General features: G+C 58.9%; 13 protein-coding genes and 1 tRNA gene. 8 read left to right on the forward strand and 6 right to left on the reverse strand.

Translation table 11 applies throughout. The features are described 5' to 3' along the window. Positions 1 to 68: 68 nt before the first annotated feature. Positions 69 to 1,127, reverse strand: a complete 1,059-nt coding sequence (locus KW837_RS15235; RefSeq protein ID WP_218396944.1) for a YhcG family protein — start codon at positions 1,125 to 1,127, stop codon at positions 69 to 71. Positions 1,128 to 1,389: 262 nt separating this feature from the next. On the opposite strand from KW837_RS15235, the gene KW837_RS15240 reads away from it, so the two are divergent. Beyond that, positions 1,390 to 1,839 (forward strand): carboxypeptidase regulatory-like domain-containing protein, encoded by a 450-nt coding sequence (locus KW837_RS15240; protein ID WP_218396945.1) that lies wholly within the window; start codon positions 1,390 to 1,392, stop codon positions 1,837 to 1,839. An 85-nt stretch (positions 1,840 to 1,924) separates the two neighbouring features. Here KW837_RS15240 and KW837_RS15245 read toward each other — a convergent pair. From KW837_RS15245 to KW837_RS15265, 5 genes are all read right to left on the reverse strand, one after another. Then, positions 1,925 to 2,000, reverse strand: a tRNA-Phe gene (locus KW837_RS15245). 103 nt (positions 2,001 to 2,103) lie between these two features. Further along, positions 2,104 to 2,376 (reverse strand): oxidative damage protection protein, encoded by a 273-nt coding sequence (locus tag KW837_RS15250; RefSeq protein ID WP_007897448.1) that lies wholly within the window; start codon positions 2,374 to 2,376, stop codon positions 2,104 to 2,106. After that, on the reverse strand, positions 2,373 to 3,440 hold the full coding sequence (gene mutY / locus KW837_RS15255; RefSeq protein WP_218396947.1) for an A/G-specific adenine glycosylase: 1,068 nt from the start codon (positions 3,438 to 3,440) through the stop codon (positions 2,373 to 2,375). Before mutY ends, KW837_RS15250 begins: the two co-directional genes overlap by 4 nt. Further along, complete coding sequence (locus tag KW837_RS15260) at positions 3,437 to 5,671, reverse strand: AsmA family protein (protein ID WP_218396949.1); 2,235 nt, start codon at positions 5,669 to 5,671, stop codon at positions 3,437 to 3,439. The genes mutY and KW837_RS15260 overlap by 4 nt, the downstream gene beginning before the upstream one ends. Before the next feature lie 77 nt (positions 5,672 to 5,748). Then, complete coding sequence (locus tag KW837_RS15265) at positions 5,749 to 6,153, reverse strand: acetyl-CoA sensor PanZ family protein (RefSeq protein ID WP_218396951.1); 405 nt, start codon at positions 6,151 to 6,153, stop codon at positions 5,749 to 5,751. Positions 6,154 to 6,410: 257 nt separating this feature from the next. On the opposite strand from KW837_RS15265, the gene KW837_RS15270 reads away from it, so the two are divergent. The 7 genes from KW837_RS15270 to KW837_RS15300 all read left to right on the forward strand — a co-directional run bounded on the left by KW837_RS15270 (position 6,411) and on the right by KW837_RS15300 (position 12,219). Then, the gene (locus KW837_RS15270) at positions 6,411 to 8,075 is read left to right on the forward strand and encodes an OFA family MFS transporter (protein WP_008068773.1); all 1,665 of its coding nucleotides are present in this window, start codon (positions 6,411 to 6,413) and stop codon (positions 8,073 to 8,075) included. A gap of 270 nt (positions 8,076 to 8,345) precedes the next feature. Then, entirely contained in the window at positions 8,346 to 8,939 is a 594-nt protein-coding gene (gene hisB / locus KW837_RS15275; RefSeq protein ID WP_007939452.1) for an imidazoleglycerol-phosphate dehydratase HisB, read from the forward strand. Then, on the forward strand, positions 8,939 to 9,577 hold the full coding sequence (gene hisH, locus KW837_RS15280) for an imidazole glycerol phosphate synthase subunit HisH (RefSeq protein WP_123500044.1): 639 nt from the start codon (positions 8,939 to 8,941) through the stop codon (positions 9,575 to 9,577). The genes hisB and hisH overlap by 1 nt, the downstream gene beginning before the upstream one ends. Further along, a complete protein-coding gene (locus tag KW837_RS15285; protein WP_046045558.1) occupies positions 9,578 to 9,835 on the forward strand; it encodes a DUF2164 domain-containing protein in 258 nt (85 codons plus the stop codon). A gap of 42 nt (positions 9,836 to 9,877) precedes the next feature. Next, positions 9,878 to 10,615 (forward strand): 1-(5-phosphoribosyl)-5-[(5-phosphoribosylamino)methylideneamino]imidazole-4-carboxamide isomerase, encoded by a 738-nt coding sequence (gene hisA, locus KW837_RS15290; RefSeq protein WP_007939449.1) that lies wholly within the window; start codon positions 9,878 to 9,880, stop codon positions 10,613 to 10,615. 9 nt (positions 10,616 to 10,624) lie between these two features. Beyond that, positions 10,625 to 11,395, forward strand: coding sequence for an imidazole glycerol phosphate synthase subunit HisF (hisF, locus tag KW837_RS15295; RefSeq protein ID WP_007897430.1), 771 nt, complete (start codon positions 10,625 to 10,627; stop codon positions 11,393 to 11,395). A 68-nt stretch (positions 11,396 to 11,463) separates the two neighbouring features. Continuing rightward, positions 11,464 to 12,219 carry an ABC transporter substrate-binding protein gene (locus KW837_RS15300; RefSeq protein ID WP_123500040.1) on the forward strand — a complete coding sequence of 252 codons (756 nt, stop codon included), beginning with the start codon at positions 11,464 to 11,466 and terminating at the stop codon, positions 12,217 to 12,219. The last annotated feature ends 2 nt before the right edge of the window (positions 12,220 to 12,221 follow it).

Below are 12,221 nucleotides of genomic sequence, written 5' to 3' on the forward strand. Positions count from 1 at the left end.
GGCGTTGAACCTTTGCGGCTAGCCAACCACCATAGTCTTCACGCCGTTTATGAACAATCCACCGGTGCTTATCGGAGCCTCTGCTTGAGTAACCGCTCCTCAAGCACCGCCCATTCCCGATCCAGTTCTGTGCGAAGTTCCTCCTCGCTCGGCAGCACCAGTCTGTAGGTACTGGCGAACAGTTGTTCGTTGCCTTGCAGCACTGAATAGCGCACCACCGATTCATCTTTTTGCGCGCAGAGAATAAGGCCGACGGTGGGGCTATCCTCCGGTCCGCGCTTGAGGTCGTCGTACATGCGCACGTACATGTCCATCTGGCCGACATCCTGGTGGGTCAGTACGCCGCGCTTGAGGTCGAAGATGACGAAGCACTTGAGCAGATAGTTGTAGAACACCAGGTCGATGTAGAAGTCTTTGCTCTCGGTACTGATGCGTTGCTGGCGAGCGATGAAGGCGAAGCCTTTGCCCAGTTCGAGCAGGAAACCCTGGAGTTGATCGATCAAGGCTTGTTCAAGTTCGCTTTCCTGGATCAAGCCCGCGTTAGGCATACCCAGAAACTCCAGTAGCACGGGGTCCCGGATGAAATCCCGAGGGCTGGCGTTCATTTGCTGGATATTGGTGTCGGCTTCCTGTTTGACGGCAGCCCGATCGCGGCTCGCCAGCAAGCGTTCGTAATAGAGGGTATTGATTTGGCGCTCAAGGGCGCGACTTGACCAGTTCTGCAGAGCAGATTCGTTCATGTACCAGTGGCGAGCGTTGTCGTTGTCGACTCGTAACAGTCTGCGGTAGTGGGTCCAGCTCAATTCGTGACGCAGTGCGTCACGAATTGGGAATGCTTGATAGAACTGGCGCATGTAGCGAAGGTTGGAAGCGTCGAAGCCTTTCCCAAACTCCGACGTCAGAACTTTCGCCAGCGTCGACAGCAACTGCTTGCCATACACCGCCCGCCGAGCGCCTTCCTGCTCGAACTCCACAATATGCCGTCCGATCTGCCAACAGGTTTGCACCTGAGCGGTATCGACCGCTCGCAGCACCTTCTGACGCGCTTCACGGATCAACTCGCCAAGATTGCCGAGCAGTGAAGTGATCTGTGGATCTTGAGTGTTACCGGGTTTGAGAGGATTCATGAGATTTTCCGCGGCTGAAGGAAACAGGCGGAAGAGAATGGCAAGAGAGTGATAGTCCGCGATGCCGGGCGTTGCTGGTAAATCGGAAGGAAAGGCGAATTTGCTTTGCAGGACCGGGCCGACGGAAGCCCATGCAGGAGGAGCGCGTCACGTAGTCCGATTCGCAGTGAGCTCAAGTGCTAATCGATCTAAAACTTGAACATTCGGTAACAAATCTAAAAAGAGTAACGATTGGGTTCTGAGCAACCCGGGAGTCGCCATCATGAAGAACGTCCATTCATTCATGCTGCCCATCGCCGCCGTCGGCGTACTGATGTTTCCAGTCGTGCTTAACGCCGCCAGTCTTGAACCGATCGATCCCTCAGGCGTGCAAGTCCAGCAGCAACAGCAAAACGGGATTACCTACCTGTCCGGCGGTATCGGAGAGGATGAGGCTAAAGCTATCCAACAAACGCAGGGCTACAACCTGCACATGACCTTTTCTACCGGGCCTAAGGATGAATACGTTCCCGATGTGGATGTGGTCATTGAAAAAGCCGCAGGACAACCCGTGCTGACGCTGAGTGAGGCTGGGCCGCTGGTTTACGTTCAGCTGCCTGCCGGCAAGTACACCGTTGTCGCGACACATAAGGGTGAGGTGCGGCGTGATACGGCGGATGTAGGCAGCGGTGCCGCTCGCAATCTGGTCTTCCACTGGGGGACTGAAAACTAGCCGAAGAGAGACGACTTGCGCGACGTCTGATCAAATCGCGGGCATAAAAAAACCCTGAATCTTGCGATTCAGGGTTTTCGGTATTTGGTGCCCAGAGACGGAATCGAACCGCCGACACGGGGATTTTCAATCCCCTGCTCTACCGACTGAGCTATCTGGGCAACGGGGCGCATTAAACTGGTTTTTCAGGGGGTCGTCAAGAAAGTTTTCAAAAAAATTTTAATTATTACCGTCGCTTACGATCCACCCCCCGAAAAAGCGGGGTTATTCAGCGGGCGGAACGTAGCCTTCAGCCTTGGCGTATTCCTCGCCGGAAAAGAACTTGTCCATCTCGCCCTGCAGATATTTGCGATCTTCGGCGTTCATCATGTTCAGGCGCTTTTCGTTGATCAGCAGGGTCTGGTGTTTCTGCCAGTCGGCCCAGGCCTTGGCCGAGACGTGGTCAAAAATGTCCTGACCTTTTGCACCCGGAAATGGAGCGCGTTCCAGGGCGGGCAGTTCTTCTTTGTACTTGCGGCACATGATGGTGCGGGTCATGACGACTCTCCTGCGTTCAATACGGCGGCCGCGCGTTCGAGCAAGGTTTTGACCGGGGCGGCAAGGCCCAGGCGCGGCGGGGTGGCGAGGTTATACCAGAGCCAGTCGGCCTCGGCCACGTGATGGCCTGCCTCCTGGACCTGAACCAGCCAGGGTTCGATGGATAACTGAAAGTGACTGAAGGTGTGCACCAGGCTCGGCAGTGCCTGTTGGCTGCCCAGTTCCAGCGAGTGCTGCGAAGCCAGATGTTGCAGGTCGTCGAGGTCGTCGAGTTCCGGCAGGCTCCAGAGACCGCCCCACAGGCCCGTGGAAGGGCGACGGTAAAGCAGAATTGCCCCTTCACCGTTGGCGAGCATCGGCATCAGCGTGCGCTTCTGTGGCACGGCTTTGCGCGGCTTGGGGATCGGGTAGCGGGTTTCCAGGCCAAGCATGTGCGCCTCGCAGCCCTTTTCCAGCGGGCAGAGCAGGCAACTCGGTTTGCTGCGGGTACAGAGCGTAGCGCCCAGGTCCATCATCGCCTGGGTGTAGGCATTGACCCGATCATATGGAGTAAAGCGCTCAGCGTTGGCCCACAGCTGTTTGGCAACCTTGGGCTCGCCCGGATAACCCTCTTGCGCGGTAAAGCGCGCCAGCACCCGTTTGACGTTGCCATCGAGGATCGGCGCCCGCAGGCCCATGCTCAGGCTGGCAATCGCGCCAGCGGTGGACAGGCCGATACCCGGCAGATCGGTGAGCTTTTCCACATCACGAGGAAACTCGCCGCCATATTCGGCAACGACAATCTTCGCGGTCTTCTGCAAGTTGCGCGCGCGGGTGTAGTAACCGAGGCCGGTCCACAGGTGCAGCACTTCGTCTTCCGGCGCGGCGGCCAGGGCTTCGACCGTCGGCAGCGAGGCCATGAAACGGTCGAAGTAGTTCAGCACAGTGCTGACCTGGGTCTGCTGCAGCATGATTTCCGAGACCCATACCCGGTAAGGGGTGATGCCCTGTTGCCAAGGCAAATCGTGGCGGCCGTGGCGGTCGTACCAATCCAGCACCGCCGTTGAAAACTGTTCGGCTCTCATCGCTTGAACAGCCCCTTGAGCGCGTTTTTCAGTTCCGGGCTGACTTTATCGCCAAGCTTCTCGTCGATTTTTTCGCTGATCCGCTCGCCAGCCAGTTTGCTCGCGACTTGTCCCATGCGTTCGTTGTCGAGACGGCAAGCCTTCGCGCCCAGTTCCAGCGGGCCACGGCAGCGCAGTGGCCACTCGATGCCGACGAAGCGCTCGCTGACCTGGCAGGCCGGGTCCGGCATATCGCTCTTGTCGCCTTCGACGATCACGCCGACGCGGTAGTCCATGCCCAGCACTCGCAGGTCGATGTCGCCGTTGCCGTTGACAGTCATGCCCGGGATGCGCACTTTCAGGTCGGGGTTGCTGGCCACGCCGTTGTGGAAGGTCAGGTTGCCCTTGAGCTCTTCGAACGGTGTGTCCTTGCCCCGTGGCTCGCCGGTGAGGGTTTTGCGATTCAGGGTGGCGATGCCTTTGCACAGTTGCTGCTCAAGATTGGCATTGAGCAGTACGCCATTGTTGATAACGAAACTGGCATTGCCGTTGAGGTTATCGATCAGCACGCTCTGGCTATTGCCGCTGCTGGTCAGCGCGCTATCGAGCGTAACCAGGCCTTGAACCGGGGGATTTTTCCCCTGGCTTTCGAGGATTTTTTCTACAGGCACTTTGCTGATGCGCGTCTGCATGTTCAGCGCCGGCACTTGCTGGCGCACGTCCAGGGTACCTTTGGCTTCGAAGTTACCGTCGTACAGGTCACCGCGCAGGTTCTCCAGCGTCAGCAGGCCGCCAAGGCCTGTGGCCTTGAGGGCAGCATTCTGAATCGGCAGTTTGTCGAGGGTCAGCTGGCCGAAGGTCAGATCAGCGTTCACGTCGAGTTTGCTCAGGCGCTCCACCGGCAACAGACGTTCGGTGCTCCACGGGCCTTTGGTCGGTGAGGGTGGCAGCGGTGAGCTGCCTGCGCCGGCCATGGCCTCGTTCTCGGTGTTGGCCACTTCAGCCTGACGCACCTGCTTCGCGCTGTTGGCTTCGGCGGATTTTGGTGGCAAGTAACGATCGACGTTGAAGGTGTCAGCCTTGAGATTCAGTCGCAGCGATTGCTTGGCGAAGTCCTCGATAGCAATGCGGCCGCTGAAAGTGCTGTCGTCGAGTTTCAGGTTGAGGTTGTCGAGGGACAAACTGGTCGGCGTGCCGGCAACCTGGCTGGCCAGCTCGACTTTGCTCAGGCTGCCTTCGGCCATCGCCGGGAGTTTCTGGCCGATGCTGTCGACGAATTTCGCCAGATCGAACTGGGCAATCGACAGGCCGCCGCTGATTTGCGGGGTCTTGTCGAGGTCGTTGGCCTTCAGTTCACCCAAGGCGCGCAGCTGGTTGGCGGAGATTTTGATGCCGGTCCACTCGGCGACGTTGGCGGCCTTGTCCAGCAGCAACTGACCTTGAGCGGCGAAGGTCATGGTCTTGCCTTGCAGCGGATCGCCTGCGACTTCACCGGAGAGTTTCATGTCTTCGAATTTGTAGCGCTGCAGCGCCCGCTCGAAACGTAACTCGCCGGCCAGCTCGGTCCGCACCCGCAGAACCGGTTGGTTGGTACCGAGAAATGCGGTGAGTTTGACCGGGATGTTGGTCGAGTCGTGCACGGGGCCGGTGCTCAGCTGGATGCTTTCGGCGCTGAACTGCTTGCCGGTTTTCTCATCGCTGTATTCAACGCGGGCGTTGTTAACGGTCAGGCTGTCGATGTCCAGGCGGATCGGCTGGGCCGGTTTTTCTGCTTGAGCGGTAGTCGTTGGCGCGGGTTCGCCGGTGGCGGCGGGCGGCGTGGCCGAGGTACTCGGGGTGGCAGGCGCCGGGACCTTGCCGATGTCTTCCCAGTTGCCGTGGCCATCCTTGTCGCGGTTCAGGCGCAGGTTCAAGCCTTCGACGCGCACATCGCTCATCTGCACTTCGCGGCGCAGCAGCGGAATCACGCGGACCGACAGGCCGAGCATCTGCAAGTCGGCGAACGGTTCAGTAGGCTTGGCCAGGGTCGCAACACTGGCTTCGTGCAATTCCAGGCCCAGCCAGGGAAACAGGCTCCAGCCGATATCGCCATTGAGCGTCAGCTCGATGTGGGCCTTGTCGCGGGCAATCTGGCGAATCTCGTCTTTATAGTCGTTGGGATCGAAGAGGTGGGTCAGGGCAAAGCCCAGCGCCACAATGATCAGCAACAGCCCGAGAAGTACCAGACCCAGGATTTTGCCGAACGCTTTCATGGGCGAGTCCTTGTATTAGTCGAATTCGAAATTTAGCCGGGGAGTATAGCGCTCCGAAGTGGCCGACCGGTCAGCGATCACGTCGGGAGCTCATCCAGCGGCACCTTCAGCTTAGCCGCCAGCGCTTGAGCTTCGAGGTGCCCGGCAGGCGCCAACAGCCGCAATGTCGCGCCCGATTGCGACGCCATTTTCTGCGCTTCGTTCACCAGACGCTCGGCAACGCCACGGCGACGGGTGATTTTTCGTACGCATAAATGGGACAAATGCCAGACGTCCTGGTGCTGTTGCAAACGTGCCGCCCCCAACAGCCGATCGTTGAAGCGTCCGGCGATCAGCGCACCGTCCTGCAGGCAGTCTTCGATCAACTGTATGTCCCCTGTGAATGGCGCAAACAGCCAGTCCGGTGCGTCGCGGTAGATCTTCTGCAGATCTTGCTGATCCTGATAAGTGGCTTGGTTCAGCAGCTCGACAATGATCGGCATGGCTCTTCCTTTGAAAAGTTAATCCGCGTGAAAATATTTTTTTGCGGTTGTACGAGAACAGACGACATACAAAAAGGTGATATCAGTTTGGTTTTTCTGTCACCTGCAAATGGTAACCTCTGCCCGTTCGTCCGTCCCTTCTGCGACGTGATGTCGCACCAAAATGGAGCTTCACCTAAAAAAAGTCATGCCTGCGTGCATTAAGGCTGGGGGTGAAGTACGGCTGGCGAACAATACTAATAATTGGGGGAAACACCATGACTACGAGCATCACGGCGGACGGCATCAAAGCCGACCAGCCCGCGTTCCTGTCCAAGGAGCGCATCATCGCCAGGCCCGGTTTCAACCGTTGGCTGGTACCACCGGCCGCTCTGGCCATCCACCTGTGCATCGGCATGGCCTACGGCTTTTCGGTGTTCTGGTTGCCGTTGTCCAAAGCCCTGGGCGTCACCAAGGCCGTGACTTGCGCGCCAGACATGAGCTTCATCGCTCAGGTCTTTTCATCTCAATGCGACTGGCCGATCTCGATGCTCGGCTGGATCTACACCTTGTTCTTCATCTTCCTTGGCTGCTCGGCAGCGATCTGGGGCGGCTGGCTGGAACACGCAGGTCCTCGCAAGGCCGGTGTGGTGTCGGCACTGTGCTGGTGTGGCGGTCTGCTGATTTCGGCGCTGGGGGTCTATACCCACCAGATCTGGCTGATGTGGATCGGCTCCGGGGTCATTGGTGGTATCGGCCTGGGGCTGGGTTACATCTCGCCGGTCTCGACCCTGATCAAGTGGTTCCCGGACAAGCGCGGCATGGCCACAGGCATGGCGATCATGGGCTTCGGTGGAGGCGCGATGGTGGGTGCTCCACTGGCAGCAGCGCTGATGGGGCACTTCGCTTCGCCAACCAGCGTGGGCGTATGGCAGAGCTTCCTGGTAATGGCCGCGATCTACTTCGTGTTCATGATCGGTGGTGCGCTGTCCTACCGCGTTCCGCCAACCGGCTGGAAGCCTGAAGGCTGGACTGCTCCGGCAAAAAAAGCCTCGAACGCGATGATCACTCACCGTCACGTGCACGTGAATGTGGCGTGGAAGACCCCGCAATTCCGTCTGGTGTGGCTGGTGTTGTGCCTGAACGTTTCGGCGGGTATCGGCATCCTCGGCATGGCTTCGCCGCTGTTGCAGGAAGTCTTCGCCGGTAAATTGCTGGGCACCGACCAGACGTTTGGTCAGCTGGACGCCGGGCAACTGGCCTCGATCGCAGCGATTGCGGCCGGTTTCACCGGTTTGCTGAGTCTGTTCAACATTGGTGGCCGGTTCTTCTGGGCTTCGTTCTCGGACTACCTGGGTCGCAAAAACACTTATTTCGTGTTCTTCGCCCTCGGTTTCGCGCTGTACGCGCTGATCCCGAACCTCGGTCATCTGGGCAACGTTGCGCTGTTCGTGGCGGCGTTCTGCATCATTCTGTCGATGTACGGCGGTGGTTTTGCGACGGTGCCGGCTTACCTGGCTGACTTGTTCGGTACGCAAATGGTTGGTGCGATCCACGGTCGTCTGCTGACGGCGTGGGCGGCGGCGGGTGTGTTGGGGCCGGTGTTGGTGAACTACCTGCGTGAATATCAGCTGAGCATCGGCGTTGAACGCGCTGCGGCATACGACATCACCCTGTACATCCTCGCGGGCCTGCTGGTGCTGGGTTTCATCTGCAACCTGCTGGTGCGTCCGGTGGCCGACAAGTACTTCATGACCGAGGCCGAACTGGCCGCCGAACAAGCGCTGGGCCACGACAAAGGTGCTGACGCCAGCACTGTGCTGGAGTGGAAAGCGGATGCGGGTACCAAGCCTTTGGCTGTGGCTGCATGGCTGGTGGTGGGTATTCCGTTGGCGTGGGGTGTTTGGGTGACCCTGCAGAAGACTGCGGTTCTCTTCCACTAACGCAAACCCCTGTGGGAGCGGGCTTGCTCGCGAAGAGGGTGTGTCAGTCGACATCAATGTTGCCTGACACACCGCTTTCGCGAGCAAGCCCGCTCCCACATTTGCTCTCCGTGGACATAGATTTTGTGTTTGCCGGCTTGTACTGACATGTCTATCCCCGACGGCAGGGGATTCACTCCGTCAGTGATATCACCTCTCGTGTTTCTGTTTAGCGCCCGCGACCCTATAATGGCTGCCTTTTTCGCCCCAATGATTTTTGCGGAGCTGGTGATGGCCGAACGTATGGCGTCTGTCGAGCGCGACACTCTGGAAACCCAGATCAAAGCCTCGATCAACCTGGATGGCACCGGAAAGGCCCGATTTGATATCGGTGTACCTTTTCTTGAGCACATGCTGGACCAGATCGCCCGTCACGGGCTGATCGACCTGGATATTGTCAGCAAGGGCGACCTGCATATCGACGACCACCACACGGTGGAAGACGTCGGTATCACCCTGGGTCAAGCCTTCACCAAAGCCATCGGCGACAAGAAAGGCATTCGTCGCTACGGCCACGCCTACGTGCCGCTCGATGAAGCGCTGTCGCGTGTGGTGATCGACTTCTCCGGCCGTCCTGGCCTGCAGATGCATGTTCCTTATACCCGCGCGACCGTCGGCGGTTTCGACGTTGACCTGTTCCAGGAATTTTTCCAGGGCTTCGTCAACCACGCCAACGTCACCCTGCACATCGACAATCTGCGTGGGCACAACACCCACCACCAGATCGAAACCGTGTTCAAGGCTTTCGGCCGCGCCCTGCGCATGGCTGTGGAGCTGGATGACCGCATGGCCGGGCAAATGCCGTCGACCAAAGGCGTTCTGTAATGCAGACGGTCGCGGTTATCGATTACGGCATGGGCAACCTGCACTCGGTGGCCAAGGCCCTCGAGCACGTCGGTGCCGGCAAGGTGCTGATCACCAGCGATGCCGATGTGATTCGCGAAGCCGATCGCGTGGTATTTCCCGGCGTCGGTGCGATTCGCGATTGCATGGCGGAGATCCGTCGCCTGGGCTTCGACTCGCTGGTGCGTGAAGTCAGCCAGGACCGTCCGTTCCTCGGCATCTGCGTGGGCATGCAAGCCCTGCTCGACAGCAGCGAAGAGAACGATGGCGTGGACTGTATTGGCCTGTTCCCGGGTCAGGTGAAGTTCTTCGGCAAGGATTTGCACGAAGACGGCGAACACTTGAAAGTGCCGCACATGGGCTGGAACGAAGTGAAGCAGACGGTAGAACACCCGCTGTGGCACAACATTCCGGACCTGGCGCGTTTCTACTTCGTGCACAGCTACTACATCGCTGCCGGCAATGCGCGGCAGGTGGTGGGTAGCGGTCACTACGGGGTCGATTTCGCCGCAGCGCTGGCCGACGGCTCGCGTTTCGCCGTGCAGTTCCACCCGGAGAAGAGCCATACCCATGGCCTGCAATTGCTGCAGAACTTCGCTGCGTGGGATGGTCGCTGGTAAATGGCTGCCAAAAAGAAGCCGCCGATCCTGACCCTCACTCCCGAGCAGGAGAATGAGGCCAATCACAAGATCAAACGCTTCATGGAGGATCGCTTCGAGCTGGACCTGGGTTCGTTCGAAGCGGCTGAAATCCTTGAGCTGTTTACCCGCGAAATTGCTCCGCACTATTACAACAGGGCGATTTTCGATGTGCAGACGCACCTCAAAGAGAGGTTCGAAAGCATCGAAAGCGACCTGTGGGCGCTCGAGAAAAACTGATTTCCGAGCGAAGCTGAATACTCGAATTTGAAGGTTTGCCAGATGCTGATTATTCCCGCTATCGATCTCAAAGACGGTGCCTGTGTTCGTCTGCGCCAGGGCCGCATGGAAGATTCCACGGTGTTCTCCGATGACCCGGTGAGCATGGCTGCCAAGTGGGTGGAAGGCGGTTGCCGCCGTCTGCATCTGGTCGACCTGAACGGTGCTTTCGAAGGCCAGCCGGTCAACGGCGAAGTAGTCACCGCCATCGCCAAGCGCTACCCGAACCTGCCGATTCAGATCGGCGGCGGTATCCGCTCCCTGGAAACCATCGAACACTACGTGAAAGCGGGCGTGAGCTACGTGATCATCGGCACCAAAGCCGTGAAAGATCCGGCTTTCGTTGCCGAGGCCTGCCGCGCGTTCCCAGGCAAAGTGATCGTCGGTCTGGATGCCAAAGACGGTTTTGTCGCCACCGACGGCTGGGCTGAAATCAGCACCGTTCAGGTGATCGACCTGGCCAGGCAATTCGAGGCCGACGGCGTGTCCGCGATCGTTTATACCGACATCGCCAAAGACGGCATGATGCAGGGCTGCAACGTTTCGTACACCGCCGCTTTGGCCGCGGCGACGAAGATTCCGGTGATCGCTTCCGGCGGTATCCACAATCTGGGCGACATCAAGTCGCTGCTCGACGCCAAGGCGCCAGGCATCATCGGCGCCATCACCGGCCGGGCGATCTACGAAGGCACCCTCGATGTCGCTGAAGCGCAAGCTTTCTGCGATTCGTACAAAGGCTGAGGACTCACCATGGCGCTGGCCAAACGCATCATCCCTTGCCTGGACGTGGATAACGGCCGGGTGGTCAAGGGCGTCAAGTTCGAGAATATTCGCGACGCCGGCGACCCGGTGGAAATCGCCCGTCGTTACGACGAGCAAGGTGCCGACGAGATTACCTTTCTCGACATCACCGCCAGCGTCGACGGTCGCGACACCACGCTGCATACCGTCGAACGCATGGCCAGCCAGGTGTTCATCCCGCTGACCGTTGGCGGCGGCGTGCGTACTGTGCAGGACATCCGTAACTTGCTCAATGCCGGTGCGGACAAGGTCTCGATCAACACCGCAGCAGTGTTCAACCCGGAATTCGTCGGCGAAGCAGCCCAGCATTTCGGCTCGCAGTGCATCGTCGTCGCCATCGACGCGAAGAAAGTGTCCGGTCCGGGTGAAACCCCGCGCTGGGAAATCTTCACCCATGGCGGTCGCAAGCCAACCGGCCTCGACGCCGTTGAGTGGGCGAAGAAGATGGAAGGCCTCGGCGCCGGCGAAATCCTGCTAACCAGCATGGACCAGGACGGCATGAAAAACGGCTTCGACCTGGGCGTCACCCGCGCCATCAGTGATGCGCTGGGGATTCCGGTGATCGCGTCCGGCGGTGTTGGCAACTTGCAGCACTTGGCCGACGGCATCCTCGAAGGCCACGCCAGCGCGGTGCTGGCGGCGAGTATTTTCCACTTCGGCGAATACACCGTGCAGGAAGCCAAGGCTTACATGGCTCATCGCGGCATCGTGATGCGTTAAACAGGCCAGTGGACAGTATGGCGGGCTCAAGGCACTCTTGGGCACGCCATGGATTCCGGTAGCCCGACATGCTTAAACGTCTTCTTCTTGTCCTCGCCAGCGCTTCTCTGTTGTTCATCAACGGAGTTCACGCCGAAGAAAATCCCGGCACCGGTCTGGTGTTGCTGACGGAAAACTTCCCGCCGTACAACATGGCGAAGAACGGCAAGAATTTTGCTCAGGACGAGAATATCAATGGCATCGCCGTGGATATCGTCCGCGAGATGTTCAAACGCGCCGACATTACCTACAGCCTGACACTGCGTTTCCCTTGGGAGCGAATCTACAAACTCGCTCTGGAAAAACCTGGCTATGGCGTGTTCGTGATGGCACGGTTGCCGGACCGCGAGAAACTCTTCAAGTGGGTCGGCCCTATCGGCCCGGACGACTGGATCCTGCTGGCCAAGGCCGATAGCAAGATCACCCTCGAGTCGCTGGAGCAGGCACGCAAATACAAGATCGGCGCCTACAAGGGCGATGCGATTGCCGAGACACTGGCCAAGCAAGGATTGAAACCGATTGTTGTGCTGCGCGATCAAGATAATGCAAAAAAACTGGTCAACGGCCAGATTGATCTGTGGGCCACGGGTGACCCGGCAGGCCGCTACCTGGCGCGCCAGGAAGGCGTGAACGGGCTCAAGACCGTGCTGCGCTTCAACAGCGCCGAGCTCTACCTGGCGCTGAACAAGGACGTGCCGGACGAAACTGTCGCCAAGCTGCAAGCCGCGCTGGATCAACTGCGCAAGGAAGGCATTGTTGATGACATCATGGGGCGCTATCTGTAGCC

It is taken from the genome of Pseudomonas sp. PDM24 (genome assembly GCF_019218905.1).
In the GTDB taxonomy this organism is placed as follows: Bacteria; Pseudomonadota; Gammaproteobacteria; order Pseudomonadales; family Pseudomonadaceae; genus Aquipseudomonas.

Excerpts from the sequence above, each read along its gene's own strand:
- KW837_RS15235 (WP_218396944.1), bottom strand. The coding sequence starts at position 1,127 with ATGAATCCTCTCAAACCCGGTAACACTCAAGATCCACAGATCACTTCA.
- KW837_RS15240 (WP_218396945.1), top strand. The coding sequence starts at position 1,390 with ATGAAGAACGTCCATTCATTCATGCTGCCCATCGCCGCCGTCGGCGTA.
- KW837_RS15250 (WP_007897448.1), bottom strand. The coding sequence starts at position 2,376 with ATGACCCGCACCATCATGTGCCGCAAGTACAAAGAAGAACTGCCCGCC.
- mutY (WP_218396947.1), bottom strand. The coding sequence starts at position 3,440 with ATGAGAGCCGAACAGTTTTCAACGGCGGTGCTGGATTGGTACGACCGC.
- KW837_RS15260 (WP_218396949.1), bottom strand. The coding sequence starts at position 5,671 with ATGAAAGCGTTCGGCAAAATCCTGGGTCTGGTACTTCTCGGGCTGTTG.
- KW837_RS15265 (WP_218396951.1), bottom strand. The coding sequence starts at position 6,153 with ATGCCGATCATTGTCGAGCTGCTGAACCAAGCCACTTATCAGGATCAG.
- KW837_RS15270 (WP_008068773.1), top strand. The coding sequence starts at position 6,411 with ATGACTACGAGCATCACGGCGGACGGCATCAAAGCCGACCAGCCCGCG.
- hisB (WP_007939452.1), top strand. The coding sequence starts at position 8,346 with ATGGCCGAACGTATGGCGTCTGTCGAGCGCGACACTCTGGAAACCCAG.
- hisH (WP_123500044.1), top strand. The coding sequence starts at position 8,939 with ATGCAGACGGTCGCGGTTATCGATTACGGCATGGGCAACCTGCACTCG.
- KW837_RS15285 (WP_046045558.1), top strand. The coding sequence starts at position 9,578 with ATGGCTGCCAAAAAGAAGCCGCCGATCCTGACCCTCACTCCCGAGCAG.
- hisA (WP_007939449.1), top strand. The coding sequence starts at position 9,878 with ATGCTGATTATTCCCGCTATCGATCTCAAAGACGGTGCCTGTGTTCGT.
- hisF (WP_007897430.1), top strand. The coding sequence starts at position 10,625 with ATGGCGCTGGCCAAACGCATCATCCCTTGCCTGGACGTGGATAACGGC.
- KW837_RS15300 (WP_123500040.1), top strand. The coding sequence starts at position 11,464 with ATGCTTAAACGTCTTCTTCTTGTCCTCGCCAGCGCTTCTCTGTTGTTC.